16 protein-coding genes and 3 pseudogenes are annotated in these 20383 nt (G+C 58.5%); 5 read left to right on the top strand and 14 right to left on the bottom strand.

Annotated features, from left to right (window positions below; genetic code table 11):
• Positions 1-150: 150 nt before the first annotated feature.
• The 6 genes from JEY66_RS34935 to JEY66_RS34910 form a co-directional block, all read right to left on the bottom strand.
• Positions 151-336 (bottom strand): hypothetical protein, encoded by a 186-nt coding sequence (locus JEY66_RS34935; protein WP_018270033.1) that lies wholly within the window; start codon positions 334-336, stop codon positions 151-153.
• Between the two features lie 323 nt (positions 337-659).
• Complete coding sequence (locus JEY66_RS34930) at positions 660-908, bottom strand: hypothetical protein (protein WP_018270034.1); 249 nt, start codon at positions 906-908, stop codon at positions 660-662.
• A 44-nt stretch (positions 909-952) separates the two neighbouring features.
• Positions 953-2215 carry a TIGR02679 family protein gene (locus JEY66_RS34925; protein WP_018270035.1) on the bottom strand — a complete coding sequence of 421 codons (1263 nt, stop codon included), beginning with the start codon at positions 2213-2215 and terminating at the stop codon, positions 953-955.
• Positions 2212-6336, bottom strand: a complete 4125-nt coding sequence (locus JEY66_RS34920; RefSeq protein ID WP_018270036.1) for a TIGR02680 family protein — start codon at positions 6334-6336, stop codon at positions 2212-2214. The genes JEY66_RS34925 and JEY66_RS34920 overlap by 4 nt, the downstream gene beginning before the upstream one ends.
• Positions 6326-7672 (bottom strand): TIGR02678 family protein, encoded by a 1347-nt coding sequence (locus JEY66_RS34915; protein WP_080586169.1) that lies wholly within the window; start codon positions 7670-7672, stop codon positions 6326-6328. Before JEY66_RS34915 ends, JEY66_RS34920 begins: the two co-directional genes overlap by 11 nt.
• The gene (locus JEY66_RS34910) at positions 7665-9179 is read right to left on the bottom strand and encodes a TIGR02677 family protein (RefSeq protein ID WP_018270039.1); all 1515 of its coding nucleotides are present in this window, start codon (positions 9177-9179) and stop codon (positions 7665-7667) included. The genes JEY66_RS34915 and JEY66_RS34910 overlap by 8 nt, the downstream gene beginning before the upstream one ends.
• Before the next feature lie 311 nt (positions 9180-9490).
• Here JEY66_RS34910 and JEY66_RS34905 point away from each other — a divergent pair.
• A pseudogene (locus JEY66_RS34905) lies at positions 9491-9891 on the top strand (cell envelope biogenesis protein TolA); the annotation flags it as partial.
• Positions 9892-10567: 676 nt separating this feature from the next.
• On the opposite strand, the gene JEY66_RS34900 reads toward JEY66_RS34905, so the two are convergent.
• From JEY66_RS34900 to JEY66_RS34890, 3 genes are all read right to left on the bottom strand, one after another.
• Positions 10568-11152 carry an anthranilate synthase component II gene (locus tag JEY66_RS34900; RefSeq protein ID WP_018270040.1) on the bottom strand — a complete coding sequence of 195 codons (585 nt, stop codon included), beginning with the start codon at positions 11150-11152 and terminating at the stop codon, positions 10568-10570.
• Entirely contained in the window at positions 11149-12543 is a 1395-nt protein-coding gene (gene pabB, locus JEY66_RS34895; RefSeq protein ID WP_018270041.1) for an aminodeoxychorismate synthase component I, read from the bottom strand. Before pabB ends, JEY66_RS34900 begins: the two co-directional genes overlap by 4 nt.
• Before the next feature lie 114 nt (positions 12544-12657).
• Positions 12658-13017, bottom strand: coding sequence for a Dabb family protein (locus JEY66_RS34890; protein ID WP_018270042.1), 360 nt, complete (start codon positions 13015-13017; stop codon positions 12658-12660).
• A gap of 785 nt (positions 13018-13802) precedes the next feature.
• Between JEY66_RS34890 and JEY66_RS34885 the strand changes: the two genes are divergently transcribed.
• Positions 13803-14459 carry a dethiobiotin synthase gene (locus tag JEY66_RS34885; protein ID WP_026192348.1) on the top strand — a complete coding sequence of 219 codons (657 nt, stop codon included), beginning with the start codon at positions 13803-13805 and terminating at the stop codon, positions 14457-14459.
• Here the strand turns inward: JEY66_RS34885 and JEY66_RS34880 are convergent.
• A pseudogene (locus JEY66_RS34880) lies at positions 14456-14668 on the bottom strand (ATP-binding protein); the annotation flags it as partial. The gene JEY66_RS34885 and the pseudogene JEY66_RS34880 sit on opposite strands and share 4 nt — an antisense overlap.
• A gap of 21 nt (positions 14669-14689) precedes the next feature.
• Here JEY66_RS34880 and JEY66_RS45570 point away from each other — a divergent pair.
• Together JEY66_RS45570 and JEY66_RS34875 are read left to right on the top strand one after the other, a co-directional pair.
• Positions 14690-14767 (top strand): annotated as a pseudogene (locus tag JEY66_RS45570) (ArsR family transcriptional regulator); the annotation flags it as partial.
• 364 nt (positions 14768-15131) lie between these two features.
• On the top strand, positions 15132-15308 hold the full coding sequence (locus JEY66_RS34875) for a hypothetical protein (RefSeq protein ID WP_155258911.1): 177 nt from the start codon (positions 15132-15134) through the stop codon (positions 15306-15308).
• A 468-nt stretch (positions 15309-15776) separates the two neighbouring features.
• On the opposite strand, the gene JEY66_RS34870 is transcribed toward JEY66_RS34875, so the two are convergent.
• The 4 genes from JEY66_RS34870 to JEY66_RS34855 form a co-directional block, all read right to left on the bottom strand.
• The gene (locus JEY66_RS34870) at positions 15777-16034 is read right to left on the bottom strand and encodes a hypothetical protein (protein WP_080586171.1); all 258 of its coding nucleotides are present in this window, start codon (positions 16032-16034) and stop codon (positions 15777-15779) included.
• 615 nt (positions 16035-16649) lie between these two features.
• The gene (locus JEY66_RS34865) at positions 16650-17030 is read right to left on the bottom strand and encodes a hypothetical protein (protein ID WP_018270047.1); all 381 of its coding nucleotides are present in this window, start codon (positions 17028-17030) and stop codon (positions 16650-16652) included.
• 163 nt (positions 17031-17193) lie between these two features.
• Positions 17194-17673, bottom strand: coding sequence for a toll/interleukin-1 receptor domain-containing protein (locus JEY66_RS34860; RefSeq protein ID WP_307724581.1), 480 nt, complete (start codon positions 17671-17673; stop codon positions 17194-17196).
• A 364-nt stretch (positions 17674-18037) separates the two neighbouring features.
• On the bottom strand, positions 18038-18208 hold the full coding sequence (locus JEY66_RS34855) for a hypothetical protein (protein WP_155258910.1): 171 nt from the start codon (positions 18206-18208) through the stop codon (positions 18038-18040).
• 981 nt (positions 18209-19189) lie between these two features.
• On the opposite strand from JEY66_RS34855, the gene JEY66_RS34850 reads away from it, so the two are divergent.
• The gene (locus tag JEY66_RS34850; protein WP_233475652.1) at positions 19190-19990 is read left to right on the top strand and encodes a hypothetical protein; all 801 of its coding nucleotides are present in this window, start codon (positions 19190-19192) and stop codon (positions 19988-19990) included.
• The last annotated feature ends 393 nt before the right edge of the window (positions 19991-20383 follow it).

The following is a 20383-nucleotide window of genomic DNA, read 5'->3' as shown; positions in this document are numbered from 1 at the left end:
TGCAGCTGCCCTGCGCTCTTCCAGCCTCATGGACGAAAACCCGATGAGGTCGTCTATGCTCAGGACCATTCAGATGGATATCGATGAGCTGAGAGATGCAGGAATACGGCTACATGGGCTAACCAAAGCCGACAGCGTTTATACATCTTATCACGATGAAACCGATATATCCGCAGATTGCATCTCGTCGATGATGGTCGCCTGAATGTTGCGGAGCTGAAGGTATTCGTCTTGGGCGGTGCTGTGCATGAGGGCGAGCCGCGTCCCATAGAGATCCAGTCTCTTCGCGAAGCAATGCGCATTCAGAAATCGGCGCCTGAAATCAAGCTGGAGCATGTGGCCAGCCGACACGTTGGCCGGAGCAATTGAGGCTCTACGGCGAACCGTGCCTTTGAACTATGCATTCTCACTCTGGACAGGGGTATCCCACCCAAGATCGGTGAACCGAGCGATTTCGTTAAGCAAAAGGCGCCAGACCGCGTCGATCTCGACAATCCCTTCCAGTGTGACAGGCCCAAGCAGGTCTTCGATCGGAACACGCGCGACATCGCGGCGTCACGCAGATCACGCGGCAGTCTCCTGGAGGAAGGAAGAAGTTCCCTTAAGCGGGTCTCGAGCAGCAACAGATCAGCAAAGCGACCGCCGTCATGGGGAAGGGATCAAAGGTCGATGTCCGCACGCCACACCGCATCGAGCGCCTGATGAACGGCGCGGGGCATCCCCGGCAGGCTCGGGACGTTACCGAGGTCCTGGAAACTTCCGGCGGCCAATGCCGCCTGAATCGCAGGATAGAGGTCTCCAGTCGTTACCGGGGGTATAAAACCGCCGGCGAGACCTGGGGCGACAAGTGGAAGGGTAAGGATTTCACGTCCGATGTTTCCCTGGCGCGCCGCCGCAAGACGCTGCATTCGTGTCGCCGATGGCCCGTGTACGACGAGGGCAGATCGGACGATCATCGAGCCAGATCCTGTAACAAGTCGTCGGTCAGGCTCTCTTCGGCGATCGCAAGACCGTGGGTTCGCATCGATGCTGTCAAAGCATCGTCCCATAAGGCGTGGACCTCGAGGCCGGCTAATGCAAAGCCGGGACGCGGCGCTCGTGCCACTGCCGCCTCATATTCCTTGGCCTCGAACCGCCAGGGTACGGCCCCAAACTCACGGATGACGTGATTGGCGATGCGCAAGCCCGGCCAATCAAAATCTCCATGATAGTGCAGGCGGGCGCCCGCGATTACGAGTTGCTGCAATATAGTGCGTTGGGCGGCGGCAGGCATTCCCTCAGTGCACACCATGGGCGCACAGTTCACGCCAAGTTCGTCGGCTGCGATCGCGAGAACATTCGGGTTTTCACAAACGTAGATGTCTTGTCCTTTGGCCATCCAGAGGGGATCGGACCGCAACAAAAAGCGCAGTGAGGCGTAAGTTGGCTCGCCTGACGGCAGCGGCAACAAGCGGCCGCTGCTGATCTGGAGGTTCAAAAACAGGGCAGGCCGTGCGAGTTCATTGACCAGAATTCCGGCCTTGGCCCAAATGTCACGAATCCGCTCCTCGCCATTGTCGCGAACCCTGGCGCTCTCAAGCGCTGGCGCGTCGTCGCAAATGTCCCGGTCAAGATTCACCTTGCGCCAAATCGCGAGTACCAACGTCGCTACGGCTTGTCCCGTGTCGAGCGCGTGCGCGTCGCCAAGGCTTTTCGCCGCCAGCTGTGCCCGGGTCATACCCTTGGCTGGTAGAAGCTTGAGCACAATATCTGCCTGCGAGCAAAGTCGGGTGGCGGCGTCTGTGTCACCGTTCGAGAGCCGCTTCACCAGGCCCATCCCGAAGGGCGTTTGGAGAAAGCTCGAAAGATCCTGATGGGTTGCGCCAGACAGCGCCTTCGACCATCCTGCTCTCAACTCGGCCCGAGCCGTCTCTGCGTGAATGATCGGACCGTCTATTGATTCCAGCGCGTCGCGTAGTGATGGTGCGACACCTGCTCGGCTCAGGGCGGCGTCGATCATTTGCACATCGACCTGCATGGAACTTGAGAAACGAGCCGGTCGACCCATCAGCCCGGCAAGTGCCGCATGCTCGGCGCTGCTGAGATTCGAAAGCCGAAGCCCCTGTATCTTTCCATCCACGGGGCCTCGCTCGAAGCGCTGTCGAAGACGCTTTCTAAGTGGAGCCAGCGCATCGCCGCCGAGCAGACGCTGGAGACGGCCGTCCCCGTCAATCATGCGCCTGCAAACCTTCGATTTGGATCATTTTCACGCTGCTTGGCGCGGCCATCCCAGGTCCAACGGGAGACGTGTACTGCATCGATATTCTCAATTCTCTGAAGGTGGCAGATCGAGACGCCGGGTAGTTCAGCATAGCACCCCCACTCGCGTTCGCTTGTTACGACGAAATCGAGGTCGAACTCACGAATCAATGCCATGCAGTGGGCCCGCGCAGAATCGTCAATGCCGGCAAAAACCTCGTCGAGCAACACGAGGCGCGGAGAGTGGGGCGAGCCGCTCTGGCTATAAAAGCTGGCGACCGCCGCGAACAACGGGACCGTCAGGCCAAGCGCGCGTTCGCCGCTCGATGCAGGCCCGGACAGCTTGCGCCACTGCTTGTCCTGCCAACGTTGGACGGTGAACCGGTGCCAATGACGATAGTCGAGAGCTCGGCTCAATTGATCGAGAAGGCTACCGCCCGTCGTCGAATCCGCATTCGCCCGCTCGATATCGATTCGATCCTGCAACATGGCTCCGACCACGCTGCGGTCCTCGGGACTCCAAAGATCCGTGCTTGTGTTCAACAGCCGCTTTCGGGCAGCATCCAATCCAACGGGCGCCCCCTCGGCCCCCTCGGCCAGCGGAAGCCACTGCAGCCTGAAGCGGACTCCGGTCGACGTTGGTCGCTTGTACAGCTCCTCGTTGATGGCATCGACTTTCCGAGCTGCATCCTGCATCAATCGCTGGATCGCCGCGGCAATCTCGGCCTGGAGGTGATTTTCCAGTATCTCTCGCTCGCGTGCCGTCAGCAGCTCTCGACGCTGAGCAATTTCATACTTGAGCCGTTCCGTAAGCCGATCCGGCCTTTCCGGCCGATTTTGATAGACGACAGTGACCACCAGTCCATAGTCGGCCGTTTGGTCCATTTGCGCCTGGTGACCGAGCGCGCTAAGGGCGCGGCTGAGTTCGGTGTAATCCACAGAGAGATGACTTTGGATCCGCTTCCACGCCTCATCATCATGCGGAACGTCTGATAGGGCCTGTTCGGCTCGGCGCGCGAGCGTCAGCGCCGGCTCAATCGTCCACGCTGCTCGAGAGTCAGGTAGGTCAATTTCAGGAAGGGCGATCGGCAGAAGGTCGGTTGCAGCAAATCCCTGCAATCGAGCAACGGCTTGTTGACGCCCTGCAATCCGCTCCTGCAATAGCTCGTCGGCTGAGGTCACTTTTTGCTCCGCCCGCGCCCGTTCCTCACTCGCGCTTCGGGCAATTGCTCCCTTTCTCTTCAAATCAGCTTCGCTGAGCTCGAGCGCGGTTCGGGCGGTCTCAAGCTTGGCTTGTAATTCGGCAACCTTCGCGCCTACGGTTTCTTGCAGCGTCTCCAGCCGTATCCTCGCCTCGCTGGCATTGCGCCCCTGCTCGATTGCGTGCGCAATATTTGCGTCCGCTTCTTGTTTGGCATCTCGTTCACGGTTCTGTTGTTTCAGCAATTCCGATTGAGCCTGGCGCAACTCGCGAGCCGCATGAGCGAGCGCAAATACCTTTTCCGTCAGCTGCGCAAGCGTGGTGTCGACGGCGTTCAATTGAGCGTAGTCGTCGGGAAGATGCAGGTCCTGAGCGTCCTTATGCAGGATCGAGCGCGCACTGCTTCGGCGCTCGACAGATTCCGCCAGTCTTTGCGCGGCTTGCTCGAGCCGACCGGAAGCCGAGGTAAATTCACGGGCAGCCGATGTTACTTCGGCGTGGCAGGCTCGCAATGAATCGTCTCCAGGGGCACCACGCCACTCCTCCGCGGCACGCTCTTGGTCGCGCGCTTGCTCCGAAAAACGATCTTCCAGAGCAGCTCGTGCTTGAGCGAGCTCCTCAAGCCTGACCGAGATAGCCTCAAGCCGGCGCGCGCGAGCCGCGGCGCGGGCAGCATAACCTATATAGATTGCAACGGGTTTGGACCAGGCGCCGGAGAGCGCGCCAATTCGGAAGCATCCGGTCGGCGATAGCCAGGTCTCCGCCTCGCCGCTATCTTGCTCCGTGCAGCTCATGCCAAGTAGCAGGCTTGTGACAATGTCCGCCGAGACTTGATCTCCCGCAGGCTGCAGCCAGTGCGCCAACGTTTCCACCTGACACGGACGTCCTACCAGTTCCGTATCATGGAGCCGTCGCGGCCCACTCGGAATGTGCACAGTTCCGTCAGGCTCGACCCATGCATCGAGAAGTCCCGATGCCTCAAGTGCGGCTTCGAGGCCGGCGCGCTCCGAGGCATCAAGACGCTCGTGGAAATCAACCAGCTGCCACAGAGGCGCGCCACGGCGGTCAACTCGAACCCCCGCCGCGCGAAATGGCGGAATGGACGGTACAGCGTCCACGCCTTTTTCAAGGCGCTCACGCTCGGCCGTTAGATCCGCCTCTTCGTTCTCGATTGCCCGTCGTTCAGCGACGAGCGCCGAACGGCGCGTGGCGAGGCGCTCGCTGGCGACCTGCTGAGCTTCTTGCAACGAACCGCGCGCCGGGTTCTCCCCCTCCAGGGTAACAACCCACGTCGCGAGCAAGTTCAGCGATCCTTGTGCATCTCGCAACGTCAATTGCTGCAGCGTACCAAAGTGCGTCGCCCAGGCATCAAGATGTGCACGTCCCTCACTTTCCACGGCCTGATCCGCTGCATCACGTCGGGCCTGGGCTGCCTTCGCTTCCTCCTGCCGCTCCTGATGTGACCGATCCTTCGCGTCATGATCCCGCTCGGCCTCGTCGACGGCTCCCCGTAGACTCCTCACATGCGCAACCTGTCCACGACGTCGCTCAATGATTTGCCGCAGATCGCTTTTTGCAGCTTCGCAAGCCAGCTCGTTCAATTCAGCGAGCTCGGCGATATCCGACCCGGTCAGAAGTCCCTGGTTCCACTGTTGGTCGGTGCCACTGAGCTGAGCGAGCGGCAAGGCGGCCTTTCTAACGTCAAGTACCTGGCCGCCTATGCTGGCGAGGCGTTCGCCCCGTTCAAATGTAGCGCCTTGTTCGCTGACAAAGCGGCTCTTCGATGCCGTTGACCTTGCGTCGGCCTGTTCGGCCTCACGTTTGCGATCGCTCGCTTCTCTTGCGGCAGAATCCAGTCGATTTGCGTCCTTGTTCGCCGGGTCAGATAGCAGCACTTCCCAGCGCGTTCGGTTTGTGGCCACGATCTCTTCTGCAGCGCTATGGGCGCCATTAGCCTCTTCCTCCGCCGCTTCTAGAGCTGCGAGCTCAGAGCGAGCTTCATTAGCTGCACGACTGGCATTGTCGAAGCCTGTTTGCGCGCTACGCAGGCCTCGCGCCTGTCGTCGTGTTTGCGTCCTAGCGTAAGTCCGATACCGATCCGTAAATTGACCGACATAACGAGCGAGCGCTTGGTAGTCCTGCAGCTGGCGACGGTCTTCCTCAAGTTGATTGAACGCATCGGCCACGTCGGTCAAAAGATCGGTGGACAGGGGAGGGAGTGCTTCCGTCAACGCGGCCGACAAACTGCCTTCATCCGGCTTTTTCGATAGCTGCGGTTGCCGAAGCTGGATCAGTGTGTCCATCAACGCCGAATAGCGCGCATGACCCAATTGGAAGAGATGTTCGTCCACCGCACGGCGATAGCTGGCCGCCGTGTCGTAGACTTGCCCATGATCGGCCAGCGTCTCTCGAAGCTTCTCCTTGGTCAGCACAACACGCTGCGGGCTCGTGAGCCACACGTCTTCACCAATGCGCTGACCGTCAAGAATGAAGAACCAGCTATCGACGTTCGGCCGTGCCGCGACCGCCAACAAACCACTGCCCAGAGTGAGATACCGTGGCTGTCCGTCCTCTGACAAGCGCCCGAATTCAATCCAGGTGTAACCCATCCGGCGCTCGTGCTTCCCGAGCAGCAGATTCCAGGCCATCTTCTTCGTCGCGTCGCCGTCCGGTTCGACTCTGGACGATTTCAGCTGGGCATCAAACAGAAATGGAAGCGACAAGGAGAGCACCTTGGACTTTCCGGTCCCGTTGTTCCCACGAAGCAGCAGGTGTCCATCGCGAAACCAGAACTCCTCGCTGTCGTAGTGAAAGAGATCGACCAATCCGAGGCGAAGCGGCTGCCACCGCTCGCGGGCGGGAGCGGGCAGGTCCGGCTGGGCTCCGTTATTGCGCATCGTGATCTTGCTGGCCGGCTGATTTGCGCGCCGTGCCGGCCTCCCGAATCTCCGCCTGTCCGACGGCGAAGCGACTTATTGCAGGCAACGGACGGACACCGTTCGCCGACATAGAGATCAGACGAAGCTTGCGCAACCGCTCCAATGCGATACGTGCCAGTTCACGCTGCGTGCCTGGTTCCCGTGCAGATTTTCGCCAATAACGGCCATAGCGTTCTCGCGCCCTCTCTATGAAATTCGTGATGTCGACTTCAGTTGAGATCTGATGTTCAGGCTCGCCTCCATCGCGGAGCGTACCCGCAAGATGCTCGGCTACCAGGAGCGTGACGTGCGCCTCGGTGCCTTCCGCCGGCATGGAAAGATCGGTGAGCGTTCCGGTCTCGTCAGCAAGCGCCAATCCCTCCGCGCGCTGTTCGGGAACGAGACCAGCAGCTTCCGCAAGGCGAGCTCCCATCGGGCCACGCTGATTTAAGAAGTACGCGCGCGTCACTGGATCGAGTGAGTCGGTGTACACGACCGGATCGTCGAGGAGGCGTCGCGACAGGTCACGCCGTGTAGCGGTCCTGCGGCCGTCGTCGCTGTCCGGCACATGTTCAGCGGTAAGGGATTGCAACCGCTGTTCTACATCCCGCGGCGCTTCTTCTGCGGCCCATGTTGAAGGACCGCGTACTGCGGCAAGAATCCCGGCAAGGACGCGACGCTGGATGTCATAGAGCGCATCATGCAGATGTTCGGAAGTCTCGGAAATGTGATGCACGAAGCCCTCTTCCTCACCCGCGACGCGAACGAGAACACCAATGTCTAAAAGATGGCGACAGACGGCCACAAGTTCGCGTCGTTCGTGGTGCGTCTGCAGCGTAAAACTGAAGGCAAAGGCATTCAGTGAAGGCTCCGCGGCGAATGCAAGCAGCCGATCGCCAAGAACGCGGAGCGTGATCTGCGGATCAGCGCGCTCAAGGACGGCGCACGCCAAGCAGAACAGGATATAGCGGCGTCTATCGTAATCCGGGAAGCCACGCGTGGAATCGAGAAGATCAGCAGGACGCTTGAAAAGACGAGCGCAGTCGCGCTCGACATTCAGTATCCATCCCGTTTCGCGCGCGAACCATTCTCTGAGGGTTTCGGAATGTCGACGTACAGCCGTGAAATCAGGATGCGCTGACGTCATCAGCGGTGTCATTAAGAGAGCGCGAAGCGCGGTTGAAATCTCCTCTCGCACGTAGCGTGCTTGATGCAGTCCAATGTGCTGGCTCTGGACGCGGGTCGCCTTGCCATCCGGGCGTCCGGCGTCGCCACGCCGGATTTGACCGTCCTGCTGTTCCGTCACGCTACTCATGTCGCGCTTCCATGGACGTCACGGTGAGAAGGTGGTCGCGACCGGTGAACAGCCCTGTTTCGGTTGCGATCTCTGCAGTCGAGTCTGCGTCGAGCGGCTCCAGGCGAACCCGCAACAGGCCGTCGCCAGTTTGTCGTTCGACAACCTCGTCGGGGTGCGTCTGCGCTGGAAGCGTTTCACCTAGCAGGGTGAGAAACAGCTGGAACCCGTGACGATCGAGCTCGCCGAACTCGGACAGACGCGTGGGCTCGCCGCTCGCGAGCCGCGCGCGCGCCTCCTGGATTTCACGATCTTCTTCCGTCAATTGCGCCTGGAGTCGTTCTCGCTCGGCTTGACGGTCCTGCACGCGCGGGAGCGGGCCACGCGGAGCCATCTCGCCATATTCGCGCAAGCGCGGGTGTATGCGCACGGGCGGAGCATCATTCCAAGGCGTCGTAGCCGGCAGATCGCTTGTTTCCGCGCCGATCAGGAAGTGCCGGGCCGGATTGAGTGCGAACGCAGCGCGGGCAAGCCGATGTGCCTCGTCCTCGCTGGCGCAATCCGCAAACCAATGGGCAAGGACACGAAAGTCCGCGGATCGATCGCTGCGACCGCTGCGGCGTTCGTTCAATGCAGCGATGACCGCGAGCAGATGCGGGATAGCAGATCGAGCCCTCGATCTTAACACTTCGCCTTGCGGCGGATCATTTCCCGCGCTGACAAACCATCCTCGCAGTCCCTTCCATCGCTCTGTCCAAGCATCAAGCGACTGCGTTGAAGGCTTTTCCTGTTCGTTTTCTTGTACAGGAGCCGCGTCTCGCGATTCGCGTTGTGACGCCTGCTGCAGAAGGGGGCTAATGACTGGGTCAAGCGCGACAAGATGCTGCGCAATACCACCCGAGCGGCTGACAAGGTCACCGATGAATCGATCAAGATAGTCAATCAATCTCTTCTTGTAGGCGATAATTGCGTTTGTATCCGAATGTTGAAGCTCGATGCTGCGTCCGATGCTAACCATGAACGCTTGGGCGTTTTCGGCGAGACCTTCGAAGACTCGAACCAAATCACGCAGCGTCTCATGAATTTTCGCGGCGTCGAACACCGGTTCTTGCGCGAGGTTTCGTAGAACCTGCAGCTGCTTTGCGATGTCTTCGAGCGCAACGCTCTGCAGCTCGGCTCGCCGCCTTAGTGCTTGGCTGAATACAGCAAGGGCTGACTCGACCGCCTCCCCGCCTTCAGAAAGACGATAGAGGAAACGCGCACGATAGAAATCGCTGATGCTAGCGACACGGGCCGTGTCAGGCTGCGACTCGAGATTGCCCCATTCGGTTAGTTGCGCCAATGCGCCCTGAAGATCTTCGATCCTGGGAGGTGCGGCATTCCACTGCGCTTCACCAAGAACTTCGTCGGGTCTGAGATGGAGACGGAACTGTCGCTTGGCCGCGGCGAACGCATCCATGATCTTCCGATAGAGTTCGGACTTTTCGGCGGTGACATGTTTGAATAGCTCACGTGCATCAACTCTCATGGAATGCCGCTGCAAACAGAGGGGGGACTTAGTGGTGATTTAATCAGCGAGGAACAATAAGTGAACGGCTGTGTAGGTCAACCGGGAGAGACGGAGGGTTGAATAAGTCTAGCATCGCAATTTTTTGTGCGGTGCGGCAAAAGCCGACGACATCGCTGTTTTTGAGACCTGTTCTGTCGGAACCGGGTTTAGATAGCCGTCTTGAATTTTAGACCCGCCCCGAAACGGAGTATCGAGTTCATGGCGCCCCGTGCCAACTGGAAAGGCTTTCTGCGTCCGTCTCCCGTCAAGTGTCCCGCCGCGCTTTAGGCATGGCTAGGAAGCTGAAGACTTACCAAACCGCGCTCGGCTTCTTCGACTTGGCGATCGCGGCTCCGTCGATGAAGGCTGGCTCTGAAAGCCTGGGGCTCGGACAGCAATCTTTTCCATCAGGGCGCGGCAAAGGAAAGTGAGGATCCAGACGTCATCGCAGGAACCACGGCGGCACCGGGCGTCGTTCTGAAGCGTCCCGTGGGCTCAAGCGGGAAGTTCAAGGAAAACGCACGAACTGCCTGCTGGTCTCGCCATAGACGACAGTTGGAAGAAGGCATACCGCAAGTCGCCGAGCCGCAAGGCGCAGAAGCATCTGAAGAGAACCGCCGACCGGAAGGCCGCACTCGCTTTCGAGAACGAACGAGAGTATCGCGATCGCGAACGCGCCAAGGAAGAGGCTATATCAACTCACATGTTCCGCGCGCGATTCAATTCACGATTGATGCGATCTTTGACCCGACGAACCGCAAGAAGCTCCAACCTCGTTCGGGTTCGGCCACTGATCGTCTTGCCATCGAGTTCAAAACTGTAGCGCCACTCGCCCGACAATACTTCTCGAATGCTGAATTGCACACCTCTATGCTGCATAAATAGTTTCAATCCCGATACACAATGGCCCCCAGCGCCGTCGTCGTCGAGCTCCAGATTGATCTATGATTCCCTCAATCCTGAAAGCGTTGACCCGATACCGAAGTGAGCCGCCGATCCATAGGACCGGCGGCCAAGTCAAGGGAGGAAACGCCCGTTAGGGCAGCGGTAGGAGAGTATACCGCTTAGGCACCGCCAATCTCCTGGCGGATCTCGCAAAACAAATTTGCAATTTGGCTAGAAGATGATCCCGATTCACCGAATGAAGGTGATGCGAGGTCTACGCGTGCTGGCTTCAAGTAATTCAATTCAGCCTGTAGCAAAAGCAAAAGTTGCGTACGCGGCGTACAAACCGAGCTCTTCTTTTCGGTTACACCTTCAACAGGTCGAAGCTGTTTCGTCGTTTTACAGGGCTAGATTCGAAAGGCACGCAGCCTGCCATTCGATCTTGCGGAGTAGGCGCCACTTGCGCGATAAACTCTCCGGCTTCACGCTCGGAAACTCTCCGCTAAGCGCAAGAAATTCATAAGCAGCGCGTCACCTTGATCGGTAAGTACTGACTCCGGGTGGAACTGCAGGCCGTGGGTTGGGTGATGCCGATGGGACAAAGCCATAATTTCACCTTCATTTGAACGGGCTGTCACCGCGAGAGGCGACGCGTCCGCCTCACCGAGTTCAATCGCCAGAGAATGGTAGCGTCCAACAGAAAGTGGAGACGGGAGCTCTTTGAATAATCCTCGGCCATCGTGAGCTATGTCGGAAGCCCGGCCGTGCATCGGACAACGGGCGCGCACAACCCGGCCGCCGAAAACGCTCCCAATACACTGGTGCCCAAGACAGATGCCGAGAATTGGGATGTGGCCCGAAAGTTCGCGGACAACCGCTGTGGATATCCCGGCCTCCATTGGTGTGCAGGGGCCGGGAGAGATGACGATCGCCCGTGGCTTGAACGCAACAAGATCGGCGCAGCGGATCGCGTCATTCCGGACAACTTTGGTTTCTGCACCAAGCTTGCGGAAGTAGCGCGCAATATTGAAAACGAAGGAGTCGTAATTGTCGATGATGAAGATCAAAATACACCGGACGGATCGGCATTAAAGGCATCGAACAGTCGCTGGGCCTTGGCAAGCGTCTCTTCATATTCGGCTTCCGGATCCGACATCGCCGTTATTCCGCCCCCTGCATGAAACACAGCCTGGTCGTCGTCAATCATTACGGTGCGGATCGCAATGTTGGTATCCATCTGTCCACTGAATCCGATGAAGCCAATCGCCCCGCAATAGACCTCTCGCGCCACTTGCTCAATGTCCGCAATGATTTCCATTGCTCGCACCTTCGGAGCTCCGGTCACGGAGCCGCCTGGAAAGCAGGCGCGAAGCAGACCGACGGCGTCTTGATTTGCAGCAAGTGCGCCCCTGACAACCGAGACGAGGTGGTGCACTGAAGCGTAGGATTCGAGGTTGCATAATGCCGTAACCTCGACCGAATTGTCCGTACAAACGCGAGACAGATCGTTGCGCAGCAGGTCGACGATCATGATATTCTCGGCGCGGTCCTTTTCGGATGCAAGGAGGATTTCGGCGCGGCGCCGATCTTCCTTCGGATCCACGGCGCGCGCGATTGTTCCCTTGATGGGGCGAGTTTCGACCTGTCGTCCGTCGAGCTTCAGAAACCGCTCAGGAGAGCTCGATGCAATCGTCATCTTGTCGTAGCGCAAGAGGGCAGCGAATGGTGCCGGGTTCGATAACCGCAGCTGGCAATAGAAGGTGAGGGGATCGAACAGGGGCGATATCTTGGCACTAAAGCGTTGTGCGATGTTCGCTTGGAATATATCCCCGGCCAGAATCAACTCGACGACGCGCTGGACCGCCGCGATGAAGCCTTCTCGGCCAAAGTTCGAATGCCATGCGCCCGCAGTGCTGGGAATGGTGAGCGGCGGCAACCTTGGCCTGACTAGCAGCGCCGCAAACTCGTCGGCGCGACGGCGCGCACGCTCGGTTCGCCGAGCGGAGTCCTGCTCCGGCCATCCGGTCGAGACGATCCAGCACTTGCGGTCCCGGTGATCGAAACTGACCACCACGTCATAGAAATTTAGTACCGCTTGAGGCAATTGCAGACCGACAATCGACGGCCGCGGCAGCCGCTCCAGCGTTCGGTTCAGATCGTAACCAAGGAAGCCGGCAGCGCCGCCCTGGAACGGCGGGAGATCGGGGCGATGCGCCTCTCGATATCTGGCTAGAAGGTTGCGGAGGACGGCCCATGGATCACCAGCAACGATCTTCCCGTTCCAACTAGCCTGTCCATCCGACACAAAATATGTGCTGAACGGCTCGCAGGCCAGATAGGAGTAGCGCCCAAGCACCTCATGCTCTGCCGCACTATCGAGAAAGGTAAGGTGCGGCCGCTGCGCAAAGCATCGCAACGCCTTGACTGGATCAATCCACGGCATCTCCAGGACGTGCATGAGGTTATCTGTTACCGAAGGGCAGCACGTTGTGAAGCCCGCACTAAAGGTGATGCCGTCCTGAAAATGAGCAGTTTTCGTCCCGTCGGCGGCGCGCTTAGACTACTCATCGGGTTATCCGCGGCCAGGTGGTCGCCTGGGCCGTGCTATCTGGGCTAACCCTGACATCCCGGCGAAATGCACATCTGTTGATGGCTCGTAGTCAGCGGCAAGCCGCAGCTCCCGGAGTGGTCGTACGCGCCGGATCGCTTCTCGATACAAATCGTGCGATTTGTATGCAGCCAGATCGCTCTCGCTGTCGAACTCACCATACACAACGACGTCGATATCGTTGCCGAGTTGATCGCTCTTGCGGTTGAGCGCAATCTCGAGCCGGCGCGCATAAGGTATTGAGGTGAGTATCGACAGACCTTCGACGATCTGGTCGATACCGGCCTCATCCTTGGCTGTGAAGAAGACAATGTGACGAATCATGATGATCGATAAGCGTGACGCAGTAGCCTCGGGGCGTTCCTATAGCGAGATCAAGCCCCACGCAATGCTGTGAAGGCGACAGAAAGTTTGCTTTGGCCTCGCGCGCCGTATTCTTTTGGGCGCAGGCGGGTAGCTCTTTGCGGGGACCTCCGCGGCAGCTGATTCGAGGAACCAGCGAGCCGGCTTGGCCTCTTCATAGGACAGTGCGTCGCGCAGAAGCTGAGAACGAGCAACAAATCCCTTCGTTGAGCCATTGCGAACTTGTGAATGTCAGGGCCATGCAGCACGTCTTCGCTATTAGAGCAGGCGAACTCAGCCATTTTCGCGCGGGACTTATGTCCGAAGCGTACCGTTCTGCATCTGTAAGGACACATCCTGCCTGACGTGGATGTCTTCGTACGATCGGGACAATATTTGTAGGCCGATAGCAATCTTAACCTGACACAACACAGCAAGTTCAACTCTGGGAAGAGGCGGTCTACGCGCGACAAATTTCGAAGCTCAATCTCTGTCATACGGGGAGGCCCCTTTTGGCCCAGTGCGATGGCCCTAACTCCGCGCCGCTGTGCAAATCAGTGAGGCGAGGTGAAAGGGCGACTGAGCCACCTGTGCTCCATTGGGACCGGATCACCGTACCGCGATTGTAGGCTGCCGGATCGTCACAAACGACAGGCGGCCTTCTCGATTGGCCATATTTTTGAGTTTCACCGACGCTGAATGTCATGGGGAGGAGACGTGAGGACCATACTGAATATTTTGGACGAAGGGACAAGAGGTCAGGCTCGATGAGCCCGCAGCGGATTGTGGTGGCGGGTACGGGCGCCGGGATTGGAAAGACGGTTTTCTGCGCAGGGCTCGTTAATCTCCTCGGTGCGAAGTTTTGGAAACCGATTGAGGCTCGCCTGGAAGGAGAGACCGATACTGAGTGCGTCGCTCGGCTCGGTGGTCTTTCAGCCGAACGAATCTTGCCAGAGCGTTATCGCCTGCATGCGGTCGGCTCGTCCGACGGTTTCTCAGAGGTCGACGAGGTTCGTATCGACACGGATTCGCTCGACGTGCCGGCCTCCGGTGAGCAGCCGCTGGTGATCGAGGGGACCGGCGGACTGATGGAGCCGCTGAACTGCGGTACCCTTTACATTGACGTCTTCGAGCGTTGGCGGCTCCCTGTTGTGCTCTGCGCTAGCACGGCGCTCGGGACGACCAATTCCGCGCTCTTATCCATAGAGGCTCTCCGAAGACGTCAGATCGATGTGCTCGGAATTGCCTTTGTTGGGGAAAAGAATCCGGATGCTCTGAGAGCAATTTGCGAGGTTGGCCGGGTGCGTTGGTTAGGGAGACTGCCCTGGATTTCTCCTCTGTCGGCCGAGACGCTGCAAGCTGCGTTCGCGGCTTCCTTCCGCCGCGATGATTTCATGCCACATGTCCGCAGCGCCACCTACTAGGCCTCTCGGCCGGGTTTGCAGCTTCGCCGCATGCTCTCGCCGTTGAGATCGATCCGGTGGGCCTTGTGGACCAGGCGGCCGAGGACGGTGTCGGCGTAGGTGGGATCGCCGATCAGTGCGTGCCATTGATCGACGGGAAGCTCGCCGGTCACGATGGTGGAGCGGCGGCGGTAGCGATCCTCGAGGATCTCCAGGAGGTCGTGGCGGGCTGCCGCTTGTCTCGTCGCTGCGGAAGACCCATCCAAATGCTTGTACTGGCGACGATGGAGCGGGAACGTTCTGATATCATTGATAGGTTTAAGAAGGCATCAAATGCTGCGCGCTGAATTACGCCGGTCAATCTCCAGGTCACTGACTTACTTGAGTGAAGCCAGAGCCCGACGCGGCGCATCTGTTCTTCCAGCTGGTCGGCCGTCGCCACGAAATCGGCGCCATGCTAGCGTTGCCGAAGGAGGCACCGTGTTCGCTGATCCGAGGTTGCCGTCGACTCTGGACCGGCTCTTGCACCACAGCTACAGGATCATTATCCGCTGCAACAGCTGCTCGCTCTGCGCCAAGCGAAAGAGGGGCCTCATCGGGGCGCCCGCCGCTGAGGCCGTCCGCTCGGCTCTGCCTCCCTTCGTCGAGTCAGCGGCGTAGGCATTTCCAGAACCAAACAATTCGGAGAACGTCTTGCCAATTGTGGCAGAAGAGGAAGAACAGCGCCTGCTACAAATGATCCGCGAAGCTGAACTCGCGCAGCGCGAGATCGCTCAGAAACTTGGCCGCACCGCTAGCGCTGTTGGCTCGTGTTTTGTTGGCACGTCAGCGAATGCTCAGAAATCCACTTTGTCGCGTCATGCTCCGTGACAAACCCCTTGATGACTTCAGTTTCGCCGTCGGCCCACAGAATATCGATCCTCCAGCCGGAGCCGGGGTTTTTACAAGCCATGAAAGCTGGTCGTTGCTCGATCATTGCGTGACTATGCGCCGAGGGGCGCCAGCTTCAATCAGTAATCCTGCCTTACTTTGCTCTTTTTTGGCTTTCCCGGGCCTGTCCGCGCCGCTTTCCTGCTCGGCTGCTCTTCAAACAGTCAGCGGATCCGATTGATCCCCTTCATCACCGGCAGTCAAGAAGCGCTGAGCGAGGGGGCGCGCCTCTAAAGCGCGATGTGATTAGGTTGAATCGTCATCGCGCTTTAGCTCTTTGTTTGAGCGTGATCTTTTCGGAAAACCGCTTCGCACTTTTCCGGATCATGCTTTAGCGGTCCGATCGCAGGCTTTTCGTACGCATGCACTACGCGGCTTTTTGGACCGCACTCGACCGGCCTCGGGTCGTCATCCCTCCATAATTGGGTGGCCGAGGAACGCATTGCAGGCACGTTCGGCTTCAGCAAATGCTCCGAAGGGCGATCCGGGCACCTGAGCCGCGGGCTTATTCAGAAAGTCTGGCCGATATGACGCAACAAAGCCGGGTTCTCCACGCAAGCCAGGTCCGCTTCGGCTCTCGTCGCTGATAACGAATGAATAGTCGTCACTGCTTGCGATCCATAGCTTCAGATCGCCGGTGTCGACGCGGCTGAAGTGCAGGGCCATACTACCCTCCACATTTGCTCGGCTAAGCTACAGATCAACTCAATGGGTTCATTTGTGATGCATCTCGGATCATGCGGCACCCTAACCGCCTTGCTCTCTATAGGCGGGCATGCGCGCCCCAATTTTTACGTCGTGTGTTCTCGAGGGCATGAATTTAGATGTCATTGAAAAACAAGCCGAGCAACTGCTCAGGACACTGGCTCGGCTCTAACCCGGAGGACGCTGATCAAAATCACCAAATCTAAGTCCAACGCCAGGCAGACCCCCGGTAGCCCTTCTGCTACTTGGTGGCGCGGGAGCCCGTTACTTCTTCTGCGGCTGGCGCAGCTCTTCAATCTTCGCACCGTGGCCGGCTGCATCAGTTGCGTGCGGCGCAACTGCCTCAGGCCTACATCGAGTTGCGGGCGGATTGCCGCATATGCGGCCTATCTCAGCCCATCCGACGCATTTGCCATTCGGGCCACGATAACCGGGGCCGCCCCGTTCTCCGCATTCGGCGGCTGCCGGGCCCGCAACACAAAGCAATAGGGAAATGGCGGAGATGAGCGGGATGGTCATGGCGCGGCGTTCAACTCGGCGGGTGCTCCGCGTGGGGTGTCGAAAAAACGGACTGCGTTAGGTTGTTCCCGGCGGCGGCTTATTCTGAAACTGGATATTGCACTTCTTAGCGATCGAGGCTTGTTCGATTGCGACCATCTGATCCTTCATCTGACCGAGCTCGGCTGCGGTCTGCTTGTCACGGCCAACTAGGAACGCTGCGGGCCAGAAAACGATGACTGCGGCTGTCGTCGCTATTGTATCCTTTGTGCGCTGACTGTCCTGAGCACCCGAGAGGGCAGCTGCGCGCGCAGATACGCCCTGCGCCTCCAGGGCGAGCTGTTGGCGGGTGTAGGACTGATACATCACAGGTGAAACGTAGTTCGGCGTGATATCGGCAGCCGACGACGCACAACCATCTAAGGTGGCGGCGAGCGCCACTATTCCCAAATTCCTCATTAAAAAGCCTCCCCAGCCCGTCCGTTACTAAGCGCAACTACTGGTGGAGAGCACGTCCGTGGGTCTCCGGATAGCCAAAAGTAGTGTGCACGTCGACGAGACGTCTTTGCCTGTGGCATGACTCGCGCGGCAGCGCCCGGAACGCTTGTGCGTGGAGCGGCCATCAGGGCAATAGGACGACCTCGGCGAGCTTGGCAGCGACGTCCGCCATAGGTGCTTCTGCGGTGTCTAGGCCGGTTCTCGAAGCGAGCAGAGGGCTAACCTCGCGGAGAGCTTCATACGTCGTCTGGTGCACGACGGGAACGAGACGCTCACCAGCGAGGAGCGCCGAAAGTTCTTTGTCGGCGATGCCTTCTTTTGGGAGGCGGAGCAGCAGCGCGGGGGTGACCAGCACGATCCCAATCCGCGAATTCGCCAAGCCCTTGTCGATGGCGCGGAGCAACGGCACGCCGAGGTCTACGTCCTTCTCGCTGAACCAGACCTTGACACCGCGCGCTTCGAGCAAATCGTGCAGTTCCTTGGCAGCACCCTGCCGGTCGTCCCACGCATGGCAGAGAAAGACGTCCCGACGGTCAAGGGACGCTTGTTTCTCGACGTTCTCGCGGATGGGCGTGAGTGCCCGCACTTCGGCGGGCGTGTACAACACGGACGAACCGGGGCGCGACCATCTCGCTCGTACGCGGCTGCCGGACCCGCCGCCGCCGCTGCTGCTTCGGCCGCTGCCGCTGCCTCCCGGCGAGGGGTAGGACGGGGTGTAAGTCGGAGTGGAGGGCGGGGAATACGACGGGTAACTGAAGCCGCGATAGCGGCCACTACATGCAGGGCACTCTGCTGCCGCGCTTGCTGTGCGATGACCTCGTACCGGTGCTGTGCATCTAGCCATGGGCCGATTTCCTTAGAGAGAAGTTCAAGGCTCGCGAATCAACGCAAGCAGGTTGCCTTGAAATATTCGCACCCACGGCTTCGCACCTCGTCAATGGCATTTGGGACAGGAGAGCGCCCCTATATCAACTCATATGTTCCGTGCTGCGATTCAATTCACGTTTGATGCGATCCTTGACCGGACGGACCGCGAGAGGTTGAGGCTTGGTTCGGCTCTTGCCACTGATCATCTTGCCATCAACTTCAAAACTGTAGCGCCACTGGCCCGGCAACACTTCTCGAATGCTGAAATGCACGCCTCTATGTCGCATAAATAGTTGTCAACCCACGATGCACAATTTCCCCTCCGTCGTCGTCGAGTTGCAGATTGATCTATGATTCCTCAGTCATGAAAGCGTTGATCCGATACCGAAGAGAGCAGCCGATCCATGGGACCGGCGGCAAGGGAGGAAACGCCCGTTAGGGCAGCGGTAGTGAGAGCATAGCGGTTAAAGCACCGCCAATCTCTTGGCGGCTCTCGCTAAACATATTTGCGATTTGGATAAAAGATGATCCCGATTCACGAAATGAGGGTGATGCGAAGAGGTCTACGCGTGCTGGCTTCAAGTAGTTCAATTCAGCCTGCAGCTAAAGAAAAAGTTGCGTACGCAGCGTACCAACTCAGCTCTTTCCGCTTTTCGATTGCGTCTTCAACATGTCGGAGCCGTTTCATCGCTGTACAGAGCGACCTTCAAAAGACGCGCAGCCTGCCATTCGCTCTTGTGGAGAAGGGGTGCACTTGCGCGATAAACTCGCCGACTTCACGCTCGGAACCTGCCACAACGGACTGCTTTTGCCGCGCCACTGTCGAGGGATGCAGCAAGGCATCGAGTGCCGCCTTCACAAACGCCGCTCTGAAGCGGTGGGAAGTTAGGCAAGTGCAAGGGCGGACATAATGGGTTCGAAAAGCAAGAAACGGCTGTCGCCGAGCGTCCGTGATGCAGTTCCCCGACAAGCGCTTGCGACCATCAACGAATCCGCGAGTAGCCATTCGATCCTAGGCGCACTGATTGTTTCAACATCCGCTTTGTGCGCAACGCGCGGTGCTGTGTCGGGCACGCAACAGGGGTTGCACCAAATCGTGAAGGTTTACTTTTGCGAGTTGCACTCTCAGGTCGAATGGCGTTCGATAACAACCAATTTTGGTCAGGTTGACCGGAGGGACCCTCGCTCCTCTAGAAACCTGCGCAGCTAATTTTTGAACCCGGGGATTTGGCATGTTGAGGCCGGGAATCAATTTGATCGCACTTGTCGCTGGTTGTGCGCTTGCAGGATGTGGGTTGCGCGTCCCAGAAATTCGCGATTTTCCTAATGGTGGATCATACGCCTCCAACAATGCTTTGGTGCAGGCAATCGTTCGAAGCGTTCATTGCGAACTTGAGGATGCAGTTACCAGAGTTATCAATGCAAGAGCCGGTTCGTCCGATGCTCTATTCTTGCGTAAGTGGGGAGCTCAAGTGGCCCTCACTATCCAGCTTGAAGAGAAGTCCACGGCTAATCCGACGGCTGTTTGGTTTCCTCCCTCGCCACCTTCGTCAATCTTCACGTTGAGCGGATCATTCAATGGATCAGCAGACGCAACTCGCGTGGATAAGGTAAATTTCTATTACAAAGTAAGCGAGCTCTATCTTGGGCCAAACGGAAGGTGTGAGCGTGACACCGCGGCGCCGACCGACTCATTACTGATTCAGAGCGACTTGAAACTGGCGGAATGGCTCGACGCTATGGTCAACGGCGTCGCGACAGGGCAAATCACAAGCGTCGCGAAGCAAAATGTGCTTTCGCATCAAGTAACTTTCGAAATCGATACTAGCGGAAGCATTACTCCTGCATGGAAGCTCGTGAGAGCAACATTCAATCAAAGTGGCAACTTGCTGTCCGCCTTGCGCAATCGCAAGCATGACCTCGTGGTTACCTTCGCGCCGCTCGACAAAACGCAGAGCGGAAACTTCCTCATCCCAATCGGCGAAAGTACGCATATTGCTTCGCAGCTGACCAGCGGCATTACGACCGGCTTCAAGAGCGCCCTGGGGCAATAGATTCTCTAAAGGTTGTTTGAGTGGAGGACAATGATGACCAAGAAGACGAAAAGGCGCCCTGCGAAGGGCGGAACGAAGGCTGGCGCGAATGTTCTGTTCGCAACTCTGTCGGATGATCCAGCGACGAACGCTATCGCTGACCGAGTTGCGCGTTGTAATAAGCCGCCGCTCAAATGGCTAAGGCAGGCTGATGGGTCGTGGCTGGAATGCTCCCTTCGTTCAGATTGCACGTACGGTAACTGCCATGAGGTAAGTGCCAATGAGGTGCCAGCTGAAATCCGCAATGCCTGAACCACACGGCGCGATCGGATTTTGAGAGGCGCGATCAGTTCGCAAACCGAGCGAGCTCACGGCCCGGTGATGTTCGTGATCTCAAGGGCCGCTTGGGAAGCC

This window comes from Bradyrhizobium elkanii USDA 76 (genome assembly GCF_023278185.1).
GTDB lineage: Bacteria > Pseudomonadota > Alphaproteobacteria > Rhizobiales > Xanthobacteraceae > Bradyrhizobium > Bradyrhizobium elkanii.
The sequence above is the reverse complement of the archived record's forward strand: the minus strand, read 5'-3'. Positions and strand labels throughout refer to the sequence as shown.

Bases quoted from the DNA above. Each gene is read 5' to 3' on its own strand.
- JEY66_RS34915 (WP_080586169.1), bottom strand. From the start codon at position 7,672: ATGAGTAGCGTGACGGAACAGCAGGACGGTCAAATCCGGCGTGGCGAC.
- JEY66_RS34890 (WP_018270042.1), bottom strand. From the start codon at position 13,017: ATGATTCGTCACATTGTCTTCTTCACAGCCAAGGATGAGGCCGGTATC.
- JEY66_RS34935 (WP_018270033.1), bottom strand. From the start codon at position 336: ATGCTCCAGCTTGATTTCAGGCGCCGATTTCTGAATGCGCATTGCTTC.
- JEY66_RS34925 (WP_018270035.1), bottom strand. From the start codon at position 2,215: ATGATTGACGGGGACGGCCGTCTCCAGCGTCTGCTCGGCGGCGATGCG.
- JEY66_RS34885 (WP_026192348.1), top strand. From the start codon at position 13,803: ATGAGCCCGCAGCGGATTGTGGTGGCGGGTACGGGCGCCGGGATTGGA.
- JEY66_RS34870 (WP_080586171.1), bottom strand. From the start codon at position 16,034: ATGGCCCTGCACTTCAGCCGCGTCGACACCGGCGATCTGAAGCTATGG.
- JEY66_RS34865 (WP_018270047.1), bottom strand. From the start codon at position 17,030: ATGAGGAATTTGGGAATAGTGGCGCTCGCCGCCACCTTAGATGGTTGT.
- JEY66_RS34920 (WP_018270036.1), bottom strand. From the start codon at position 6,336: ATGCGCAATAACGGAGCCCAGCCGGACCTGCCCGCTCCCGCCCGCGAG.
- JEY66_RS34910 (WP_018270039.1), bottom strand. From the start codon at position 9,179: ATGAGAGTTGATGCACGTGAGCTATTCAAACATGTCACCGCCGAAAAG.
- pabB (WP_018270041.1), bottom strand. From the start codon at position 12,543: ATGCACGTCCTGGAGATGCCGTGGATTGATCCAGTCAAGGCGTTGCGA.
- JEY66_RS34930 (WP_018270034.1), bottom strand. From the start codon at position 908: ATGCAGCGTCTTGCGGCGGCGCGCCAGGGAAACATCGGACGTGAAATC.